Below are 20,513 nucleotides of genomic sequence, written 5' to 3'. Positions count from 1 at the left end.
CGGACTCGCGGCTCCATCGCCGGGCACCGGCTTCCCTCACGGTGTCACGGCAGGGAGACCTGGACGGGACCGTGGCCGGACGGCGTGCTCCCATCTCCGAGCTGGCCGAAAATATTGGAGCCAAAGGCCCACACCGCCTGGTCGTTACGCAGGACGAGTGAATGGCCACCGCCCGCGAAGACGGACGTGACGCCGGTCAGCCCGGAGACCTGCACGGCGGTATGGCGGTCGGTATTCGTCCCGTCGCCGAGCTGGCGATCATCGTTACTACCCCAGGCCCGGAGGGTGTTGTCGCGCAGCAGGGCCAGCGAATGGTAGCCACCCGCGGCCACGGCGATGGCACCTGTGACTCCGGGCACCTGCGCGGGGCTCTCTCGCTGGGTGGTCGTCCCATCACCGAGCTCACCTTTCAGGTTCCACCCCCAGGCCCAGACGGTGCCGTCGTTGCGCAAGGCCATCGAATGGTACATGCCCGCGGCCACGGCGATGACGCCGGTCAGCCCGGGCACCTGCACGGGGAGGGGGCGGCCGACGGTCGTTCCGTCGCCGAGCTCGCCATGAAAGTTGAGTCCCCAGGCCCAGACGGTGCCGTCGGCGCCCAGGGCCAGTGAATGGCCGGTGCCCGCAGCGAGCGCGGTGATGTTGCTCAAGCCAGACACCCGCACCGGGGTCAGGCGATCGGTGGTCGTCCCGTCGCCGAGCTCGCCGTTCCCGTTGAGTCCCCAGGCCCAGACGGTGCCGTCGGCGCCCAGGGCCAGCGAGAAGCTGGAGCCCGCGGCAACGGAGATGGCGCCGGTCAACCCAGATACCTGCACAGGGGCGTACTGGATGGAGGTCGTCCCATCACCGAGCGCGCCGCCGTTGAGCCCCCAGGCCCAGACGGTGCCGTCGGCGCGTGAGGCCAGCGAGTGGGCGTGGCCCCCTGCCACGGCCGTAGCGTCGGTCAACCCCGGCACCTGCACGGGGGCGTGGCGCGTGGCGTTCGTCCCATCGCCGAGCTGGCCGAAGGAGTTGTCCCCCCAGCTCCATAGGGTGCCATTGCCACGAATGGCCAGCGAGTGTGAGACACCACCCGAAACCACGGGGCCCGGGCATCGCGGGGCGGACACCGTGAAGGACTTGGAGGTGGAGAGCCGGGCGTTGTTCGTGACGGTCAGGGTGATGGTGACCTCGGAGCTCCAGAGCACGCAGGGCGGAGCTGTCCATGTCACATCACTCGTCGCGGCGGAGGTCACAGGACTCCCCAGGGTGCCCGAGCTGGCGTCCCAGGTGAATTGAAGCGGGCACGCCAGATCATCCCTTCCGGTGACGTGGAAGGTGACCGTCTGCCCGGCCGATACCTGGTGGGCGGACTGCGAGCTTTCGATGAGGGTGGGGGCGGTGGGCAGGGGCCCTCCGCCGTCAGGACTGCCCGCGTCGGGGTTGCAAGCGTCAGGATGCCCCGCGTCCGGACTGCCGGCATCGGGGTCGCCCGCGTCGGGGATGCCCGCGTCGGGAATGCCCGCGTCCGGATTGCCGGCGTCGGGGGCGCCGGCGTCGGGCGTCCCGGAGTCCTGCTGGCCGCAGCCGACGGAGGGGTTCGGACAGTTGTTCGTCTTGTCGGGCTCGGAGTCGCCACAGCCGGAGCCAAGGGTCAGCAGTACGGACACCAGCAGGGCGTTGACGGGGAGGAAAGGACGCGGAGAGGGCCCCCGGGTCGGGAGGATGGATCCAGGACTTCGGTGCATGTCTGTCTCAAGAGCTTGGGTCTAGGAATACTCAATGTACACGGCATGTGTGTGTTTATCGTTGCGTATGGACTTCTCCTGTATTTCCATGGCATCGGCGTCGCGCACGGAATTGGGGCTTGGTGCGCAAAGGATCGTGGCTGTTGCTGACGGCGGTGAGTATCAACGTCGATGCCACGTGAGAGGAGCAAGACGTGCGCTTCACCTCTTGCGCTGCCTGGGTGAGTGGGGGCGGCGAAGGGCAGGGAAGCGCATGCAAGCCGGGGTAAGATGAAGACGTCCTGGACTGGGCCCAATGGCCAGGCTCTGCTTCCTGGCGCTTCAACGTCTCGGAGGCCGCGAACGACACGAGGCCCTCCCACAGTGCTGCTTCCTTCAAGCGTTGTCGTCTTGCCTCGAACGTCCATGCGAGAGGTCCAGATGTGGATGGCCAGGCCAAGATCGATCGGTTCGTCGAGCAAGCCGCCCTTGATGTTGAGCGTAGCGGTGGCACCGCGGCACTGATGCCAGAGCCTGGAGCCGCACTCGGGACAGAAGGTGCAGTCCCGCGTGTTCCCCGTATCCGTAACCCGGGGCCAGAACCTGGGCGTTCCCCGCGCGAGATGCAATGCCGTTCGCGGCACCACGCAGGAGATGCCAATGGCCGACGTGGACTGTTTGCGGCACTCGGCAATGGCAGACGTACCCCTGCGGCGGGCCATGCGACATCTCGTAGCGGATTGCACCACACTGGCAGCCGCCGCGAAGGGGATTCATTTCAGTCGACATGGTTTGTACGCCCGCGCACTCGACGACGTCTGCTGCCGTGTCCAGGCGGCGGCGACGTGGTAGGATTTCTCCACGCTATCCATGGCGCCGCCTCACCTCCGCGACCGAACCCGCCACCAGTTCCTCGAGCACCCGCCTATCGAGGTCGGCGAGCCGCTTGAAGTACAGACAGGACTTGCCGATCTTGTGCGGCCCGAGCCGGTCCAGCAGGGACTGCTGCCGGTCCTGTTCTGTCGTCACGTAGATCACCAGTTCACGGCCACGGATCGCGAACCCCACCACGGGCGCCTCGCCGGAACGTCCGCTTTCGTAGGTGTATCGGTAAGCGCCGAAGCCCACGATGCTGGGGCCCCACATCCTTGGCGGCTCTTGCGTAACCTTCTCAAGCAGGGCGATCAACGCCCGGCAGTCGGCTCGTTGCTGCTCGCTGCCCCGTTTGGCGAGGTAGTCGTCCACACTGGCGCCAGTGAACTTCGTCTTGTTCTCGGTCATCAGGGCAGTCCGTGTTCGTGGGCCGTGGCATCGCTCAAGCGGCGATGGCTCGCATGACCTGTGGAGGACCGTGCGACGCCGATAAAAAGTTGCTTGAACATATTGTTCAATGCTGCTGGGCAGGCCGACCCAGCGATGCCGCCGCACACCATAGTTCGACGTACTCGGTGGCTGGAAGCCCCCTGTGTCGGGGAAGTTATCGCCTCGGGGCGACGGAGAGGGAACTGCTAGCGGCCGTCGCGGGCATGGACGAGAGTCCGGACGCGAGGACGAGATACGCGCGAGCGTTCGTCGCGTACCATGCGGCGGCGGCTCTCGCCGAACACGTCATCCGAAATCAGGAGCAGACCTCGCACCGAGCTGAGCAGCCAGCGCGTGGAGTCCACCATCGGCTGGCGCATTCTCAGCGCCCGAGGTGTCTCTCGCCACTCGAATCAAACGCCGAGTCTCGTAGGCACGCGTCAGCGACCCCATTGAGAGCGTCATGACTACGACGGCAGCGACATCGGGACCCCTGTGGATGACGGTGCGGATGGGCGTGGTGGACATCACCACTAACACCGGTGGGTGTTGCGTAATCGTACACAGCGCACCTGCCATGACGAACCCTGTCACGGCGCCAACTTCTTGGTGCACGGCCGCCACCGCAGCCATCACCCGCTCATACTCACTGGCCCGCAGCTCCGCTATCCGCGCCTGCTCTCTGGCGGCCAATGTTGCCGGCCTTTTGCGCCAGAAGGAGAGAACCCCGAGGGAACTCTTCGCAAGCATCGCGCCGACATGTGGGCTCAGCAGATTGATGGCGAAGCCCACGACGCCGCCGCCTGACCACCAATGCAGCGAGTGAGGTCCTTCCAAAACGAGTCCACGCTAGAGCCGGTCTCGAAATTGGGCGAGCAGGCATGAGCGCGGTGGTCGGGCCGCTGATCGACATGGAGGGGACGGCCATGTTCGAAGCTGACCGGTGGACCTGACTGATGAACCGTGCAGCCTGATTGAGTCGCTACTCCCCGCGCGGAAGCTGAAGCGGGAGGACCGGGCCTGGGCGAACGCCCACGCCCTCACGGGCGCTGTGGGACGGCATCCTGTGGGTTCTGCGCACCGGGGCCCAATGGAGCGAGCTGCCGAGGGAGCAGTATCCGCCCTACAAAACGGTCCACCGCTGGTTGCAGGGCTGGGTAAGCAATCTGCTCCGACTTCCACAGCGGGTCCAGGCAGGGGCAGAAGTAGCCGGGGCCCGCCTTCTCGCGCACGGCCCAGGTGAAGAAGTCGCGGGCGGTGTCGTGGAACTCCCCGGGAGGAAGAGTTCGGCGACGTCGTACTCGGTGAAGCGGAGCAGGCCCGGTACGCGCCACTCGCGCTCCCAGTCGAAGCGGTAGCTGTAGGGCGCGTTGTGGTGGTCCCCCTGGATGTCCACGACGGGCGTCGTGGACCAGATGGGCTCTTGCGGGGGGGGGCGGCGCCGAGAGCGCGCGCTCCACCTGATGCTTCAGGGCGAGGTGCGCGGGAGAGGCGTACTGGACGTACCAGACGGGGCCGCCGCCCTGGGCGAGGACATAGCTCTTGCTGAAGCCAATGCCATAGAGGCTGCGGCGCTGGACGAGCCGGGCCAGGGGAATCTCGCTGAAGCACACGGAGTGGTGGCGTTCGGCGACGGCGGGCGATGCCGAAGCCCTCGGCGCCGGGGATGCGCGTCCGGGCGCCCAGGATGCTCATCATGTTCTGGTAGGTGTCATGATAGGGCGGGGTCCCGGCTTCGTGAAGTGAACCACGAAGTCAGACATGTCTCGCCACTGTGGATTCGCCTGGCAGCAGAGCACCACCCCTGCTCCGCGAGCGATGTTCCGGACAGGGTAGGGGTATGCAACTCGAATGGCGCGAAGCGCACCGGGCCTCCTTGTCTTGCATTCGGTCAGACGGGGCTGACAGGCCACACTCATGCGCACGGATACTGGGCACCAGCGTTTCCAGGAGCACAGGACCGGCGATGAATCCCGTGTATACTCCGACGTTTCCACCACTGTGAGCACAGGGAGGGCTGGCACATGAAGCTGGGCATCAGGGTATTCGGGAGCGTGGCCGTGGGACTGCTGATGATGGCGTGCGGAAGCGTCGCCCCCGAGGTCAAGCCCGATCCGACGTCGGCGCCAGTGTCTGCGCAGCCGCCTGAGCAGGCTCTGGCGCAGCCGCCGGCGTCTGAACAGCCATCGGAGCAGGTGTCGGCACAGCCATCGGAGCAGGCGTCGGTGCCGGCGCCTGAGCAGCCATCGGAGCAGGCTCCGGCACAGCCGCCGGCGAAGCCATGCCTCTACGTCGAGGCTCGGGGGACGTACAGCACGCGGGAGGAGGCCTGTGCGATGTCGCGTCAGCAGGCGCCGCGGTTCTGTGCGGAGCGTGGCGGCGTGAAGTCCATCGGCGATGACTGCATGGCGACGGACAGGCCGCCCTACCAGGGCGCCTACCGTGTCTGCTGCAACGATTGAGTCTCAGCGCCGGGTGATGGAAATTCCACGGCTGCCATTCACGCGGGCAGGCGTGCGGTAGCAGCCCAGAAGAGGGGAAGGATGCTCCGCTCCTGGCCGGACTCCCGGCGGGCCATGCAGGCGGCAACGCACCGTGCTTGTGATGCTCTTTCCCGTCATGGCGACCACCTTCAGCGGAAGGAGGGGCCATGTACTTCCAGGCCATCAAGACCGAGGGCCTTGCCCAAATCACCTACATCCTGGGCAGTGAAGGCGAGGCGCTCGTCGTCGACCCCCGGCGTGATGCCGATGTCTACCTGGACGTATTGCGGCGGCAGGGATTGCGGCTGCGCTACGTGCTCCAAACGCACCGCCAGGAGGACTTCGTTGAGGGCACCTCCGCGCTTGCTCGCATTGCAGGCGCGCAGGTGGTGGCTGGCCGGCACCCCATCACCGGCCATGCCGACGTGCGGATGGGCGAGCGAGAGCGGTTACACCTGGGGGCCTTGACGCTGGTGGCGCTTCATACGCCGGGCCACACTCCAGAGAGCATGAGCTGGGCCGTCTACCTGGATCCCCACCATGCCCAGGCTTGGGGCGTCTTCACGGGCGACGCGCTCTTTGCTGGAGAGACAGGGCGCACGGACCTGGCTGCGCCAGAGCGAGTTTATGAGAATGCCGCGCTCCTCTTTGATTCGCTCCATCAGAAGGTCCTGCCCCTAGGCGACCAGACACTGGTCTTCCCGGCCCATGGGGCAGGCTCGGTGTGTGGCAGCGGCATCGCGGACAGGGAGTTGACGACACTGGGCTTCGAGCGCCTGCACAACCCCGTGTTCACCTCCAGCCGGAGCGACTTCATCCAGCGCAAGGTGCAGGAGCGGCTTCACCGGCCTTCGTATTTTTCGCGCATGGAGGAGGCGAACATACGCGGTGGCGTACCTCTCTCCGCGGATTCATCCGCCACCCCCTTCCTGGAGCCGAAACGCTTTCAGTGGGCAAGTCACAGTGGCCTTGTCCTGGACGCGCGTGAGCCCGAGTCCTTCGCGGGTGGCCACATCCCGGGCTCGCTGAATGTCTGGATGCAGGGGTTGTCCGTGTTCGGTGGACAGATGGTGCAGCCGGGCACGCCGCTGTTCCTCGTCCTGCCTGCGCACGCGGACTCGAAGGAGGCCGTGCTGGCCCTGGCCCGCGTCGGCCTCGACCAGGTGGAGGGTATCCTCACGGGGGGATTCGGGGCATGGCGCAACGAGGGGTTGCCTATCGAGAGCAGCGGCACGCTGACGCCCGAGGCGCTCTTTTCCCAGATGGAGGGCTTCCAGGTGCTCGACGTGCGCGAGCGCTCGGAGTTCGAGCGTGGCCACATCCGGAGCGCACGACATGCGTATGTGACAGAGCTGGAGGAGTGCCTCTCCGAGCTGGGACTGCGCGAGGACCATCCAGTCGCGGTGGTGTGCAGCACGGGCCACCGCTCCGGACTTGCCACGAGCATCCTGCTCCGCAACGGCTTCCAGCTGGTCTCGAACGTGCTGGGCGGCATGTCGGCATGGCGACGGCTGGAACTTCCGGTGCGGACAGGCTCGCCGTCGGAGGTCGAGTTCGAACAAGCAACGCGTTCCATGGGGACAGAGGAGCAGGACGCCTCTCCACCGTCGCCTTCGTGAGCCGTCAACGAGGTTGTCGTCGGATGGGGGCATCTCCACTTCGAGCGCGGGAAGGAGGCGGTCGTGGAGTCAGGTACGCATCAATTCGAACCGCACGTCAGTGAGGTTCAACTCCGCATCTCAGGCACGGGACTCCCGGAACTCTTCGAGGAGGCCGGGTATGCGCTCGCGGAGCTCATGCTCGGAGAGGCACCGTTGCCGCAGCCCTCGCCAGAATCGGCGATGGAGCGCGTCGCGCTCGTGGCGCCGGACACCGAGGCCCTGCTCGTCGACTGGCTCAATGAGCTCATCGCCCGCTCGGACTTGACGAAGCGCGTCTACACGGACCTCGTGGTGGACGAGCTCCAAGAGCGGTCGCTGCGCGCCCACATTCGCGGCGTCTCGCCTCCCGTGCTGAAGACCGCTGTGAAGGCCGCCACCTTCCATGGCCTGGAGTTGAACGAGCATGACGATGGCTTCACGGCCACGGTCGTCCTCGATGTCTGAGCCCCCCTGTCATGAGGCAAGCATGGAGACACTTCCCGAGGTCCCGCAGCAACTCGAGCCGCTCATCCGGCAGATAGGGCCCGCCCTGTATGAACTGGGCCAGGGCTTCCGCGAGGACATGCGGGTACCGGCCCGCATCGTCGCGGACTCGGAGTTGCTCCAGCAGATGGTCCACGACCGGAGCGTGCCTCAGCTCGTCAATGTCACCACTCTGCCGGGCATCCAGGGCTTCGCCATCGGAATGCCGGACATGCACGAGGGCTACGGCTTCCCCGTGGGCGGCGTGGCGGGCACAGCGTTGCCGGATGGCGTCATCTCGCCGGGCGGCATCGGGTTCGACATCAACTGCGGTGTGAGGTTGCTGGCGACCGGGCTTCGGCACGAGGACGTGAAGGAGGTCCTGCCGGAGGTGGCTCACGACCTCGCTCGGAGCATTCCCACAGGCTTCGGCCGGCATGGCCGCCTGTCGTTGGCTCCCGAGCAGATGGACCGGGTCCTCACGGAGGGCGTCCCCTATCTGGTGGACGTATTGGGACTGGGAGCACCGGAGGACGTCGACTACCTGGAGGCCAGAGGCTGCCTCGATGGCGCCGACACGGCCAAGGTCTCCGTTCGGGCACGGGAGCGGGGGCATGACCAGCTTGGCACGCTCGGTGGCGGCAACCACTTCCTGGAAGTGCAGCGGGTGGAGCGCGTCCTCGACTCGGAGGTGGCCCCGGCGCTCGGGCTGTTCGAGGGCCAGCTCACCGTGCTCATCCATACGGGCTCGCGCGGACTGGGGCACCAGGTCTGCACGGATGCGGTGCGCACCATGGACCGCGCCCTGGCCCGCGAGGGCATCCAGCTCGTGGACCGTCAACTCGCCTGTGCGCCGCTGTCGTCGGCGGAGGGGCAGGACTACTTCGCGGCCATGTGCGCCGCGGCCAACTTCGCCTGGGCCAACCGGCAGGTGCTCACCCACCGGGTGCGTGAGGTGTTCCGCCGGTGGTTCGGAGACCGTTCCGCCGCGTGGCCTCGCATCGTCTATGACGTGGCCCACAACATCGCGAAGTTGGAGCCGCATGGAGGCCAGCGCCTCTGTGTACACCGCAAGGGCGCAACGCGGGCCTTTGGTCCAGGGCACCCCGAGCTCCCCGCGGCCTACCATCAGGTCGGCCAGCCCGTGTTCATCCCCGGAAGCATGGGCACGGCGTCGTTCGTGCTGGTGGGGAAGGAGGCTGCCGAGGCCATCTCACTCAGCAGCGCCTGCCATGGGGCGGGACGGCGGCTGAGCCGGGCCGCTTCCAAACGCCAGGTGGTGGGAAGTGAGCTGCGCGCGGCGCTGAATCGTCAGGGCATCGCCGTGGAGTGTCCCTCCAATGCGGAGCTCGCGGAGGAAGCGCCCCTGGCCTACAAGGACGTGGATCGGGTGGTGGACGTGGTCGAGGCGGCTGGCATCGCGCGGAAGGTGGCGCGGCTGGTGCCGCTCGCGGTGTTGAAAGGCTGAGCGCCGGGTTGCATGGGACCGGAGGCGTGCGCTCACCGCGTCCAAGGAGGTTCCGCCGCCGTGCGGGGGAACCAGGGGCCCTGAGGCCGCTCGTCGCGTGTCTGGGAGGCTCACGTCCACTGAAGGACGAGCGCACCGTTGCCGTCTGATGCCAGCCGCGTGCGGGTCCCGAGGTCCCGCCCCTGCTGGTCCAGGACGCCGCCCAGCCACTCCGCATCTTGTCGTGAGGCATGATGGGGACGGAGTTGGCGCAGCTGCATCGGGAGCATGCGGAGGCCCGCCAGCTGACCGGTGGCCGGGGCGATGGACGCCAGGTACAGCAGCGTCAGGTCTGGACGGAAGGCCGTGTGGCCAGAGATTCCCTCATAGTCGTTCAGGAAGTCTCCGCAGCCGTAGAGGATGAGGTGGCCCCGGTGGACCTCAATGCCGCGGGGGTGGTGCGACGAGTGGCCATGGATGATGTCGACGCCGGCCTCATCGATGAGCGCTCGCGCGAAGGCCCGCTGCGCGTCCGGCACTGCATAGCCCCAGTTGCCGCCCCAGTGAATGGAGGCAACGACGATGTCGCCCGTGCGTTTGACGGCCGCGACGCGCTCGCCCAGTTGCCGCACTGCGGTGGGTGTCAGCGCTGGCAGCAGATCCACGCCGGGCCGGTCTTCCGTCGCGGCCCAGACGGGTGGGATTCCGCTGCTGCTATCACCGAACGAAAACACGGCGACCCGGCCCCCGGTCACATCCAGGATGGCCGGCCGCCGTGCTCGCTCCTGGTCCTCCCCGAGCCCCGCGGTGGCGATGCCCAGGCGCCGGAGGGTCGCCAGCGTTTCGAGGAGCCCCGGATAGCCCCAGTCCAGTACGTGGTTGTTCGCCAGCGCGCAGCAATCGATCCGGGCTGCTGTAAGACAAGCCGCGTTCTCCGGGTGCATGCGGTAATGGATGCCCTTGTCTGGCCACCACGCCGCGCTCGTGGTGACGCTCGTCTCCAGGTTGATGATTCGAACATCCGGCGCGGCTCGCTCCATCTCGTCGAGCGCGTCACCCCAGAGCTCACCAAAGCCGACGGGCGTCCGGATGGGGCCATTGCGTTCCTCTGCCAGCCGGACGTAGTCCCGCGCATCCTTCAGGTAGTCCTCGTGGAGGCCCGGCGGAGCAGGGTGGGGCAGGACCTGGTCGATGCCCCGGCCCGTCATCACATCTCCGCAGAGCAGGAGGGTGAGCACCTTCCCCGTGGCCGAAGGCGCCGAGCCATTGGCGCTCCGCTCCCTGTCCGGCGTATCCGGGATCATCGTGCGTCGGCCCCCCGCCACAGGTGCGGCGCGGAGCAAGCCCGGGAGCGCGTCAGAGCGTCAGCCACTTCTTGGTGGTCACGGTATGAACGGTGGAGATGCGCTTCTCCACCTCCTTCGTCTCCTGGCAGCGTGGGCACTTGGGCGTTCGCTCATCGTGCTCCTTGACGCTCATGATCTCGGTGAAGGGCTCCTTACACTTGCGGCAGTAGAACTCGTAAACGGGCATCACTCGCTCCTGCTCGGGCCTGGTGGCCTCCTATGAAGGGTGGGGATGGAGCGAGATGCACGGCAGGGCTCGAGCTGCCATCCCTGCGCCGGAACGGCGGCTCCTTCGGAGGGCCGGGATGAACTGCGCCCGGTGGGCTCCTGTAAGGCTGGGGTATCGCGGCCCGGGTGGTGGTGGCTCGCTGATGCTTCGGGCGCCCGGTCAGGAGTGGGCCGTGTCGCCGGGCGGCGCGTGACGGTCGTGACCGAGGGTGAGCCGGGCCTGTGCCAGGAGCGTCGCGACCGCTTCATCTGGAACCTGCTGGAAGTCGGCGTACCACTGGCCAATGGCATACAGCGACGGCGTGGAAAGCACGCACACCACGTCATCCGCCAGGGGGGCGAGCTCTGCGAGCGTCTGGGATGCCGCGACGGGGACCGCGAGGATGATGCTGCCGGGTTGGTGCATGCGGAGCGCCTGGATGGCGGCTCGGACGGTACCTCCCGTCGCGATGCCGTCGTCCACCAGGATGATGCGCTGGCCTTCGATTCGAGGCGCTGCGATGCCCTGGCGGAAGCGCGCTACCCGGACCTTCACTTCATCCGCCTTCTGACGGACGAGGCCTTGCAGGTCCGTCTCGGTGACGCCCACCTCGTCCATCAGCCTCCGGTTGACGAACGCGACCCCGCCTTCCGCGACCGCGCCGAGGCCCAGTTCCTCGTAGCCCGGCACACCGACCTTGCGGACCACCCAGACGTCCAGAGGTGCGCCCAGTGCTGTTGCCACCTCAAAGGCCACAGGTACACCCCCGCGGGGCAACGCCAGGACGAGCGTGCCTTCACCCGTGTAGCCACGCTCGCGCAGCAACTGGGCGAGCCGCCGGCCCGCATCGACACGATCCTCGAAGTGCATGGCACCCCCTGCGATCAAGAGAAGCATGGCCGGGGCACCTGTCCACCGATGCCTGTCGATGTCCGAGGCCTTGGGGGCCGGGTGGGCCGGTGAGTGGACCGAATCCCAGCCCACGGGATGTGCGAGGTGGGCCCCGGCAGGAGGGCCACCCCAGGCCGCGGGGTGTTGAGGCTCGAGAGGCGCCGAGAGGTCCAGGCCCCTGGTACGCACCTGAAGGGAGCGCGGTCTGGGCACGCGTGTACCCCAAGGGGGCTCAAGCGGCCTGTCCACCGGACGAGAGCATCACGCATGCGTTTCAACGGCCGCGACGAAGCTTCGCAGCAAGAAGAGATCGAGCATCCGGGTGTCTCTACAAAGGGCTCTCGGTCAAACTATTCAGAACCCCACTGGTAATCATTCTGGCATTTCGCTTCCGCATGGGATGGCCGGGGATTAGAGCACCTCGTCAGGAGGTGAAGTCGTGCACCTGGCGAACATTTGGAGGGTGATGCTCATGACGCTGCTCACGATGGCTTGCTCAGCTTCTGCGGGAGTGGGGGACGGCGGCTCTCCCGTGCCGCCCGAGGCCCTCTTGCGGGCCGCAGAGAAGGGCGATGCGGCGACGGTCTCCGAGCTGCTGCGCCAGGGGGCGGCGGTAGACGCCCGGGACTCGGCGGGCAACACGTCGCTCTTGCTGGCGACTGACGGGAACCACGTGGCTGCCGCCCGCGCCCTCATCGAGGCAGGAGCGAACGTGAACCTCCAGAACCGCCAGCTCGATAGCGCCTACCTCCTGGCTGGAGCGCGGGGGTACCTGGAGATCCTGCGCCTGACCTTGAAGAACGGCGCCGACCTGAAGAGCACCAACCGCTACAGCGGCACTGCGCTCATTCCGGCCTGTGAACGCGGCCATGTGGAGGTCGTGAAAACGTTGCTGCAAGCCGGCGTCGATCCGAACCACGTCAACCGCCTGGGCTGGACCGGACTGCTCGAGGCGATCCTGCTCAGCGACGGCGGGCCACGTCACCAGGCGATCGTCCGTCTCCTGATTGATGGAGGCGCCGACGTCAACCTGGCGGACGGAAACGGCGTCACGCCGCTCCAGCACGCCCGCGAGCGCAAACAAGACGCGATTGCCAAGATGCTCGTAGCCGCCGGAGGTCGCTGATGGAGAGGTCCGCCGAAGAATTCATGCGCGAGGCCATCGCCCTGGCTCGCACCAACGTCAAGTCCGGTGGCCGTCCGTTCGGGGCCTTGCTCGTGCGCGACGGTCGGGTGATCGCGCGCGCGGTCAACGAGGTCAATCAGACGAAGGATCCCACCGCCCACGCCGAGCTTCTGGCCATTCGCAATGCGAGCCAGAGCCTCGGTAGCGCCAGCCTGAGCGGCTGCGTCGTCTATGCCAGTGGTCATCCCTGCCCGATGTGTCTGGCCGCCATGTACTTGTGCGGAATCCAGGGCGCCTATTTCGCCTACTCCAACGAGGAGGGCGAAGCCTTCGGTCTCTCCACAGCGCCGATCTACGCGCAGTTGGCCCGCGAGCCCCAAGCCCAGTCCCTCGCCTTGCGGCCTCTGCGCCCGGCGGACGAGCACGGACTGTACGACGAGTGGAAGCGCCATCAGGGATGACCGATAAGGAGCTCCGGATGCGTCAGTCAGTCGACTCCTCCCGTACGTCCACCCCAGTCGAGCTGGTGAACGTAACCCTTCCTGACGGCCGCCGCGTGGACGTCCTCCTCCGCGATGGCCGCATCGCGTCGATCGACGAGCATCGACCGGACACGGGAAAGAGCGCTCACGGCGAAGCGACATCCATTCAACTCGATGGCGCGTTGCTGCTCCCCGCGCTGGTGGACGGCCACTGCCATCTCGACAAGACCTTCTTCGGAGCGCCGTGGCAGCCGCACCGCGCGGCGGGTTCAATCCGGCAGCGGACCGTGGAGGAGCGCGCTCTGCGCAACGAAGTCGGCGTTTCAGTCGCGCAGCGAGCCACGGCCCTCGCCAACCGCATGGTGTCCCTCGGCACCGGTCACATCCGCTCCCATGTCGACATCGACCCGGTTGGAAAGCTCGATGGCTTGCACGCGCTCTTCGAGGTGCGTGACGCGTTTCGTGATCGGCTCGGTATCCAACTGGTCGCGTTCCCGCAAAGCGGCATCGTCACCGCGAAAGGGGTCGCCGACCTGCTCGACGCGGCGCTCTCGGAGGGCGCCGACCTGATCGGCGGACTCGACCCTGCCGGTTTCGACGGCGACGTCGACGGTCAGCTCGACATTGTCTTCGGGCTCGCCGACCGGCACGGCTCGGGGATTGATATCCACCTTCACGACGGCGGCGAGGTCGGCACCCAACAACTACGCGCCATTGCCGAACGCACGAAGGCGTTGGGGCTCAGCGGTAAGGTCGCGGTCAGCCATGCTTACGCGCTCGGGCAGATCGACGAGCACGAGCTGGCACGAACGGCCGCCGCTCTCGGCGCAGCCGGGGTCGCCATCATGACGAACGGCCCCAGCCGCTCGATGCCACCGCTGCGGGCTCTACGCGAGCATGGCGTCCGAGTGTTCGCTGGCTCCGACAACATCCGAGACGCCTGGTGGCCGTATGGAACCGCGGACATGCTCGAACGAGCGACCATCATCGGGCTCCAAGCCGAGCTGATGTCCGACGACGACCTGAAGTACGCTTCTTCGCTCATTACCGACTCCGCAGCGGAGGTGCTCGGAATCACCGATTACGGACTGCATCCCGGCTGCCGCGCAGACCTGGTCGTGATTGCAGCAGGCAGCGTTCCCGAGGCCGTCGCCGCCCACCCTGAGCGCCTGCTCGTGGTGCACGACGGGCGTGTCGTGGGCCCGGTGCCGGGCGTTGGTCGCGCTCGTTGGGGATGAACCGGGCCGCAGGTCGAGCCCTTTTCCTGGTGCTGGGCGTCAACACCGGCTTCATCGCCGCCGGCAGTGGCCGCGTCGACCTGAAGATGGGCTTCGAGCTCTTCGTCGTCACCTACCTCGCCTCCATCTACCCGGCTCTCAATGCCAGCAGTGTGGAGCCAGTCGAAGGCCTCAAGGCAGAGGAGTCTGGACCGAAAGGGCCACCGTCGTGGCAGCGCGCAGCCCTCGAAGCGGCTGGCGGCTCGGCTCAATCGAAGTCGGTCGGAAGCGCGGCGACGCTGGGCGGCGACTCGAGAGTCCCCCAGCTCGCCGACAATCCGCGCCGGGGCCTCGCAAGCTCACGCTTCCCGCGAGGCGGGGACCCGACGCGCTCCCGCTGGCGACAACGGCGCGCTGCCGTGGGCCTTCAGCGGCTCGAGGGCGCCACGGGGAAGACGAGGTCGTCGTGGTCTGTCCAGGCTCCCGGGGCGCAGCTGACCGGGGTGGGATGGGTGCCGAGGATGCCGCGAATCGCCTGGAGCCCTCCCTCTGGCAGCGTGAAGGTGGTGGATAGCTCCTGCGCCCCTGTCACTTCGAGCGGGAGCCGGGCGACATGCGTCCATTGGGGGCTGCGCGCGTCGGGGGCGTGGAAGAGGTCCACCGCTTCCAGGAAGGGCACGAAGCCGAAGGCGGTCGCGGTGAGTTTCACCGGCTTGCCAGCGGTGAGAGGGCCGCCGTCCTGGCTGGAGACGCGCAGCCCCTCCAGCGTCGCGGTGATGAGGTAGGTGCCATCGGTGCCATCCGCACAGCTCGCACCGAGCGTGTTGGGCGCATGGCGCTCTGGCCCCACGGTGCCCATGCCGCGCACGAGCACGCCGGTGTCGCACGCGGACGCGAGGGTGGCGCAGCGGGGCGCCTGGAGCGTCGAATCGAAGTCGGCGATGTCGGGGTTGCGCACCGTCACCGTCATGGGCGCGGCGCGCCAGGCCTTGAGCGCGGTGTCGTAGGCGCGGACCTCCAGGGCGGCCGGGCCGTTGAGCTCTTCCCGGGTGTCCCAGTCGAGCTCGAAGGGGTGGGTGTCGTCACTGGCGCGCAGGAGGCCGTTGACCCAGAGGTCCACGCGCCGGACCGCCGCGTCGTCCCAGGCGAGCACCCGCACACGTGAGGTGGCGCGCACGGTGCTCCAGGGGAAGGGCGTCACGACGTGTGCCCAGGGGCGGTGGACGTCCCCCGTCGAGCGGCGGAAGCCCGCCTGGAGCAGCAGGTCGGGGGAGCCCGGCCCGGCGTCCTTCACGCGACCCGAGATGGCTGCGCCCGCGAGCGCGTCCATCACCTGGGCCGGGGTGGCGGTGGGGTGGATCTCCAGGTAGAGCGCGGCGGCGCCGGCGACGTGAGGTGTGGCCATGGAGGTACCGGAGAAGACCTCGCTTGCCGTGTCGTTGGCGATGCCGGCGGAGCGAATGTCCTCGCCCGGCGCGTACAGGTCGACGCAGGGGCCGTGATTCGAGAATGACGCGCGGGAGTCCTCCACGTTGGTGGCGCCCACGGTGAGGGCTTCCGCCGTGCGAGCAGGAGACTCGTCGCACGCGCTGACGCCGAAGTTGCCCGCGGCCACCACGGCGGTGACGCCGGCGGCCACGACGTTGCGGACCGCCTGGTCCAGCGCCTCCGAGACCTCCAGCCCGATGCTCAGGTTGGCGACCGCGGGGGACTGGTGATGGGCGGCGACCCAGTCGATGCCGGCGATGATGCCCGACAGGGGGCCTTCTCCGTCACAGTTCAGGATGCGCACGGGATGCAGCGTCACGGCCCGGGCCACGCCCCAGGTCGTGCCTCCGAGGGTGCCCGCGACGTGGGTGCCGTGCCCGTCGCAGTCCTCCGCGCCACCGTCGGGGTCCACCGCGTCGAAGCCCTCGCCCAGGCGTCCCTGGAACTCGGCATGCGTGGAGCGGATGCCCGTGTCGAGCACGTACGCGTGGACACCCGCGCCGCTCAGCGCCGGGTGATAGAGACCATCCAGGGGCAGGTCCTCCTGGTCCACGCGGTCCAGGCCCCACGCCACCGTCTCCGCCGTGGCGAGCGGGCGCACCCATGCATCCTGCTCGATGAAGGCCACGCGCTCGTCGGCGCGCAGCGCCTCCAAACGCGCGTCGTCCAGCTCCGCCGAGAAGCCCTGGAGCGCATGCTCATAGGTGTGGAGCACCTTCGCGCCATGCGTCTTGGCGAGGTTCGATACGTGCTCCCGCGTCTTCTGGGGCTCCTGGGATGCGGCGCGGGCCTCCGGGCGGAGCACGACGATGTATCGGTTTGGAATGGGGCGCTGGCGCGGGGCCGCAGGGGCGAGGGGAGCGGGCGGCTCGGTGCAACTGGTAGTGATGGTGAGCAGACACAGAAGCGGGACGAGATGGAGTTTCCACATGGGGCGTGGGCCTGAGGTGGGACGCCTCTCGCGGAGGCGTCATGCCTGTGCGAGGGCGGCGTCATGGTGCGCCCGCTTGGACGCCACGGGTGTCGGGATTGATCAATCCGGAGGGCCACTTTCTTCAGGCCGCTGAGCATTCCTGTGAGAAGCACCGCCGTTCCCCCGTCGTTCGACGTGTCTTCTCGCCTGTGCGGCTGATGCGCTGGACGGGGCTGCAGGCCCATGTCGGGGCCCCCGGCTGCAGGGCCCACGGGCGGTAGAGACCTGGACGACGACGCTCAAGAGAAGCCGATGGCGCGCCCTCGCCGAGAAGGTTGTAACACCTGGGACCGTTGGTCTACTGGGGGTGGGTGCACGCACTCTTGGGCAGATGCCGCACGTTGTTCAAGGACCTCCCAGTCCCGCTCGTCGAGAACACGAAGGTGACGGTTTACGTGTCCGAGCTGGAGGTCGGGCGGGAAGGTGGGCTCATCTGTACTTTCAGGTTCGCGTTCAAAGATGAAGTCGGGAACTGGGCAACCGTCGCCGAAGACCCGGTAGAGCTCGTTCCCTCCGAGTATCTACACGACCCACGCATCCCTTCGTACCTTCGGGCCGTGCCGCGTGCGGTGACCGAGCTCATGAATGCGCGAGGCTGCCTGTGGTTTACGCCGGCGGCTGCGCTTCAATCAGAGGCGACGACCGAGGACGCGCTCGTCGCCGAAATCGTAGCGCGCAGCGAGCCGATGTGGTGATTCGGTCCGGCATCGACGCGCGCGACGAAAGGAGCATGGACTGTCAGCATCGCGGGGAGCCCTCACGCTTTGGTCGCCCCCCAGCCTCGGAAAGGGGGGCGACCCGTCCGGACTGCCACGGTGAGGCGGCGGTCCCGAAGCCCGCCTCAATCACAGTAGAGCCGTTCTCGAAATTGAGCGAGCAGGCATGAGAGCGGTGGCCGGGCCGCTGATCGGCATGGAGGGGCTGGCCATGTTCGAAGCCGACCGGTGGACCTGACTGATGAACAGTGGAGCCTAATTGAGCCGCTACTCCCCGCAAGGAAGCCCTCTCGCCATTGGCGCGGCAAGCGCTTCTCCCCACGAAACCAAGCTCCTCGATGTCCACTCGACGAGAGCCTCATCGGCGACAAAGCCTATGACGCTGACAAGCTCGACGAGCGATTGTGGCATCAGCGAGGAGTGAAGCTGATTGCCCCGCACCGTCGAGGACGCAAGACGAAGACGCAGGATGGGCGCGAGCTGCGTCGATACCGCCGACGTTGGAAGATGGAGCGGCTTTTCGCCTGGCTCCAGAACTTCCGGCGTCTCGTCACCCGCTATGAAGTGAAGGTGGAGAACTTCCTCGGCTTTCTCCACCTCGGCTGAATCCTCATCCTCTTGAGGCAATTCTGAGATCACCTTTACTGCGCTGACGCCCGTGCGGACGGGCAGTCACGACGAGGTTAGAGGTCGACGATTTCGCAGTCGCGCACGAGGACGTTCATCATGAGTCCTTGCACCCGGCCGCGGACTTTGACGCGCGAGCCTTTGGAGAGATTCGCTGCCTTGTTTACGTGGTCGTCGGCGACGTAGCACTGGACCTGGGGAATCTCGAACTGCCGGCCGGTTCCGACGGTGATGTAGACGGAGTTCATGATGTCCTTCTTCACGTCGTCCACGATGCCAGCCGTTTGGATGACGTGGTCCTTGAAGTTCGAATCCGCGCGAACTTCGTTGTCAGAGTACTCAGAGAGAAGGGACCGGAGTTCTACGTCCTTCGGTGGGGGGCGGTTCGTCGCCGCGCTAGTTCCTTCGGAGCTCGCTCCACTCCGGTTCGTCCCCTTGTTCGCAGCTCCGATCGCGCCCGCCATGCACGTGCCGAAGAAGCAAAGGGAGAAGACGCCGCCCAGGACGAGGAACGTCACCTTGAGCGCCGACATGCCGCGCGGTGGCGGCGCACCGCACTTCGGGCAAGCGGCAGCGTTGCTTGCAACGTCATTCCCGCACTGCTTGCACTTCACCATTGCCATTGTTTCCCCCTCATGTGCACGTCCAACCGGACGATGCTGGAGTAGGGCTGCACTTCTAGGTGTTTTGCACGACCACCTGCAAGGCGTGGGTTGGATTCACCCCAGTCATGGTTGGGCGCCTTGCCTGCCGTAGGAACGCCGGGGTGCGGTGTCCTCGAGTTGGATTAAGAGGGTGTTGTCGAGCCTCGGCGCGGTGATCACCGTGAGGACATGGAGAAGAGCTATCCATCAGGCCTTACGGGCGAGCAGTGGCGGTTGGTTGAGCCGTTGCTGGAGGACTTCTACCGACGGAGCGGTCGGCCACCCCTCCATCCACGTCGGCGCATTCTCGATGCCCTCCTGTACGTCACGAGGGGAGCTATCTCCTGGAGGATGTTGCCGCACGACTTTCCACCGCGGGACACGGTGTACAGCTGCTTTCGACGTTGGCGTGACGCCGGGCTACTCGAGCGCATCCACGCAGCCCTGCGCGCGGAGACACGCTACCGGTTAGGACGCAATGCCCATCCCAGTGCAGGCGTGCTGGACAGTCAGGCCGTGAAGACGACGGAAAAGGGGGGCCGCCAGTCATGACGGTGGCAAGAAGATAAAGGGCCGCAAGCGCCACTTGTTGGTGGATACCGAAGGCCTCGTTCACGCGCTGCGCGTCCATCCAGCGAACGTCCAGGATAGGGACGGCGCGCAGTTGCTGCTGGGCCGCAAGTCCAAGGAAGACTTCCCACGGACGCGGAAGCTTTGGGTGGACTCGGGCTACACGGGCCGGTGCAAGTGCTGGCTGGAGGATAAGTGCGGATGGGAAGTGGACATCGTCCGTCGTCCCAACGAGGGGCGGCAGCGTTGGGACGGTCTACCCCCTGAGATTGAGCGGCCACCGCTTCCTCGTGGCTTCATGGTGGTGGAGCGCCGCTGGGTCGTGGAACGTACCTTTGGCTGGCTCAATCTCTTTCGCCGCCTCAGCAAAGACTACGAGCAGAAGCCCGCCTCCAGCGAGGCTTTCATCTGGCTGGCCATGACAGCGCTCCTGCTGCGACGACTCGCTCCTCCATGAGGGGGCGACAACACCCTTTAGTCCCCTCCCATCGCGACCATCGGCGGGATGAGCGTGTCGTCCTCGCTGGGGCCCTTGAATCATCTCGTCGATGTCGCTCTTGCTGACGCTAGGCGCGAGTACCCTCGCGAGTCCTGCGGCCTCGTGGTGGCCGCAGCCGGCGAGCAGCGGTACGTGCCCTGCCGTAAACAGGCCGAAGGGCAGGCCCACTTCATCATCCACCCGGAGGGCTACGCGGGAGCGGAGGCGGAAGGGGAGGTGCTGGCGGTGGTGCACTCCCACCCCAACGCCGCCCCGGAGCCGAGCGAGACGGACCGCGTCAGCGTGGAGCGCTGGGGGCTGCCCTGGCTCATCGTCAACGTCCCTTTGGGATACTGGCGGCTGTGGCACCCCACCGGATACCAGCCGCTGCTGGTGGGCCGTCCCTTCAGCCACGGCGTCCTGGACTGCTTCAGCCTCATCCGCGACTACTTCTCAAGCACGTGCGGAGGAGGCGAGCGCGGGGTTTGAGGCAGCGGCCAGGAAGGAGAGGACACCGCGAGTGGATTTTCGCAGAGTTGCTCCGGAGGACGTTCGACGTCGAGGTGTTCGCCTGCGTGAGGCGTGGAGGCAGGCTCAAGGGTCTTGGCGTACGTGAAGGGGCCCCGGGGGCGGACAATTCAGGAGCACCTGGGCATGCCCACGGGATGTGCGAGGTCGGCCCCGGC

Annotated in this window: 19 protein-coding genes and 2 pseudogenes; 12 read left to right on the top strand and 9 right to left on the bottom strand. The window is 67.0% G+C overall.

Annotation, left to right across the window (positions count from 1 at the left end; all coding sequences use genetic code 11):
• Positions 1 to 44: 44 nt before the first annotated feature.
• From BLU09_RS14025 to BLU09_RS14010, 4 genes and pseudogenes are all read right to left on the bottom strand, one after another.
• Positions 45 to 1,727 (bottom strand): RCC1 domain-containing protein, encoded by a 1,683-nt coding sequence (locus tag BLU09_RS14025; RefSeq protein WP_090490060.1) that lies wholly within the window; start codon positions 1,725 to 1,727, stop codon positions 45 to 47.
• Positions 1,634 to 2,483: pseudogene (locus BLU09_RS40085) on the bottom strand (GFA family protein). Before BLU09_RS40085 ends, BLU09_RS14025 begins: the two are co-directional and overlap by 94 nt.
• Before the next feature lie 87 nt (positions 2,484 to 2,570).
• Entirely contained in the window at positions 2,571 to 2,987 is a 417-nt protein-coding gene (locus BLU09_RS14015; RefSeq protein WP_090490058.1) for a DUF1801 domain-containing protein, read from the bottom strand.
• Positions 2,988 to 3,314: 327 nt separating this feature from the next.
• Positions 3,315 to 3,800, bottom strand: coding sequence for a hypothetical protein (locus BLU09_RS14010; protein WP_090490057.1), 486 nt, complete (start codon positions 3,798 to 3,800; stop codon positions 3,315 to 3,317).
• Between the two features lie 257 nt (positions 3,801 to 4,057).
• Between BLU09_RS14010 and BLU09_RS40080 the strand changes: the two genes are divergently transcribed.
• The 5 genes from BLU09_RS40080 to BLU09_RS13980 all read left to right on the top strand — a co-directional run bounded on the left by BLU09_RS40080 (position 4,058) and on the right by BLU09_RS13980 (position 9,082).
• Positions 4,058 to 4,366, top strand: a complete 309-nt coding sequence (locus BLU09_RS40080) for a transposase (protein ID WP_425270577.1) — start codon at positions 4,058 to 4,060, stop codon at positions 4,364 to 4,366.
• A 666-nt stretch (positions 4,367 to 5,032) separates the two neighbouring features.
• Positions 5,033 to 5,470 carry a hypothetical protein gene (locus BLU09_RS13995; protein WP_244171705.1) on the top strand — a complete coding sequence of 146 codons (438 nt, stop codon included), beginning with the start codon at positions 5,033 to 5,035 and terminating at the stop codon, positions 5,468 to 5,470.
• Between the two features lie 188 nt (positions 5,471 to 5,658).
• Positions 5,659 to 7,110: an MBL fold metallo-hydrolase gene (locus tag BLU09_RS13990; RefSeq protein ID WP_090490055.1), complete on the top strand. Its 1,452-nt coding sequence runs from the start codon at positions 5,659 to 5,661 to the stop codon at positions 7,108 to 7,110.
• A gap of 63 nt (positions 7,111 to 7,173) precedes the next feature.
• Complete coding sequence (locus BLU09_RS13985; protein WP_090490054.1) at positions 7,174 to 7,596, top strand: archease; 423 nt, start codon at positions 7,174 to 7,176, stop codon at positions 7,594 to 7,596.
• A gap of 22 nt (positions 7,597 to 7,618) precedes the next feature.
• Complete coding sequence (locus tag BLU09_RS13980) at positions 7,619 to 9,082, top strand: RtcB family protein (RefSeq protein WP_244171704.1); 1,464 nt, start codon at positions 7,619 to 7,621, stop codon at positions 9,080 to 9,082.
• Between the two features lie 110 nt (positions 9,083 to 9,192).
• Here the strand turns inward: BLU09_RS13980 and BLU09_RS13975 are convergent, their stop codons facing one another.
• From BLU09_RS13975 to BLU09_RS13965, 3 genes are all read right to left on the bottom strand, one after another.
• Entirely contained in the window at positions 9,193 to 10,365 is a 1,173-nt protein-coding gene (locus BLU09_RS13975; RefSeq protein ID WP_090490052.1) for a CapA family protein, read from the bottom strand.
• 52 nt (positions 10,366 to 10,417) lie between these two features.
• Complete coding sequence (locus tag BLU09_RS13970) at positions 10,418 to 10,594, bottom strand: FmdB family zinc ribbon protein (protein ID WP_011555386.1); 177 nt, start codon at positions 10,592 to 10,594, stop codon at positions 10,418 to 10,420.
• Between the two features lie 201 nt (positions 10,595 to 10,795).
• Positions 10,796 to 11,485: a phosphoribosyltransferase gene (locus tag BLU09_RS13965; RefSeq protein WP_090490051.1), complete on the bottom strand. Its 690-nt coding sequence runs from the start codon at positions 11,483 to 11,485 to the stop codon at positions 10,796 to 10,798.
• Positions 11,486 to 11,978: 493 nt separating this feature from the next.
• Between BLU09_RS13965 and BLU09_RS13960 the strand changes: the two genes are divergently transcribed.
• From BLU09_RS13960 to BLU09_RS13950, 3 genes are read left to right on the top strand one after another with little or no spacing between them, the layout of a single operon-like run.
• Positions 11,979 to 12,632 (top strand): ankyrin repeat domain-containing protein, encoded by a 654-nt coding sequence (locus tag BLU09_RS13960; protein WP_244171703.1) that lies wholly within the window; start codon positions 11,979 to 11,981, stop codon positions 12,630 to 12,632.
• Positions 12,632 to 13,093 (top strand): nucleoside deaminase, encoded by a 462-nt coding sequence (locus tag BLU09_RS13955; protein WP_011555383.1) that lies wholly within the window; start codon positions 12,632 to 12,634, stop codon positions 13,091 to 13,093. The genes BLU09_RS13960 and BLU09_RS13955 overlap by 1 nt, the downstream gene beginning before the upstream one ends.
• Positions 13,090 to 14,352 carry an amidohydrolase family protein gene (locus tag BLU09_RS13950; RefSeq protein WP_090490049.1) on the top strand — a complete coding sequence of 421 codons (1,263 nt, stop codon included), beginning with the start codon at positions 13,090 to 13,092 and terminating at the stop codon, positions 14,350 to 14,352. The genes BLU09_RS13955 and BLU09_RS13950 overlap by 4 nt, the downstream gene beginning before the upstream one ends.
• A gap of 406 nt (positions 14,353 to 14,758) precedes the next feature.
• Here the strand turns inward: BLU09_RS13950 and BLU09_RS13945 are convergent, their stop codons facing one another.
• Positions 14,759 to 16,624, bottom strand: coding sequence for a S8 family serine peptidase (locus BLU09_RS13945; RefSeq protein WP_090490048.1), 1,866 nt, complete (start codon positions 16,622 to 16,624; stop codon positions 14,759 to 14,761).
• 509 nt (positions 16,625 to 17,133) lie between these two features.
• On the opposite strand from BLU09_RS13945, the gene BLU09_RS13940 reads away from it, so the two are divergent.
• Together BLU09_RS13940 and BLU09_RS13935 are read left to right on the top strand one after the other, a co-directional pair.
• Positions 17,134 to 17,487: a hypothetical protein gene (locus tag BLU09_RS13940; RefSeq protein ID WP_143043139.1), complete on the top strand. Its 354-nt coding sequence runs from the start codon at positions 17,134 to 17,136 to the stop codon at positions 17,485 to 17,487.
• Between the two features lie 301 nt (positions 17,488 to 17,788).
• Positions 17,789 to 18,114 (top strand): annotated as a pseudogene (locus BLU09_RS13935) (transposase); the annotation flags it as partial.
• Between the two features lie 77 nt (positions 18,115 to 18,191).
• Here BLU09_RS13935 and BLU09_RS13930 read toward each other — a convergent pair.
• A complete protein-coding gene (locus BLU09_RS13930) occupies positions 18,192 to 18,758 on the bottom strand; it encodes an OB-fold protein (protein WP_090490045.1) in 567 nt (188 codons plus the stop codon).
• 210 nt (positions 18,759 to 18,968) lie between these two features.
• On the opposite strand from BLU09_RS13930, the gene BLU09_RS13925 reads away from it, so the two are divergent.
• Together BLU09_RS13925 and BLU09_RS13920 are read left to right on the top strand one after the other, a co-directional pair.
• Positions 18,969 to 19,806 (top strand): IS5 family transposase gene (locus BLU09_RS13925; protein ID WP_090490044.1). Its coding sequence is split into 2 segments (ribosomal slippage): positions 18,969 to 19,312 and positions 19,311 to 19,806, totalling 840 coding nucleotides; the frame shifts between segments, so codons are not numbered across the junction.
• A 48-nt stretch (positions 19,807 to 19,854) separates the two neighbouring features.
• The gene (locus tag BLU09_RS13920; protein ID WP_090490043.1) at positions 19,855 to 20,316 is read left to right on the top strand and encodes a C40 family peptidase; all 462 of its coding nucleotides are present in this window, start codon (positions 19,855 to 19,857) and stop codon (positions 20,314 to 20,316) included.
• The last annotated feature ends 197 nt before the right edge of the window (positions 20,317 to 20,513 follow it).

The sequence above is a fragment of the Myxococcus virescens genome, from assembly GCF_900101905.1.
In the GTDB taxonomy this organism is placed as follows: Bacteria; Myxococcota; Myxococcia; order Myxococcales; family Myxococcaceae; genus Myxococcus; species Myxococcus virescens.
The sequence above is the reverse complement of the archived record's forward strand: the minus strand, read 5'-3'. Positions and strand labels throughout refer to the sequence as shown.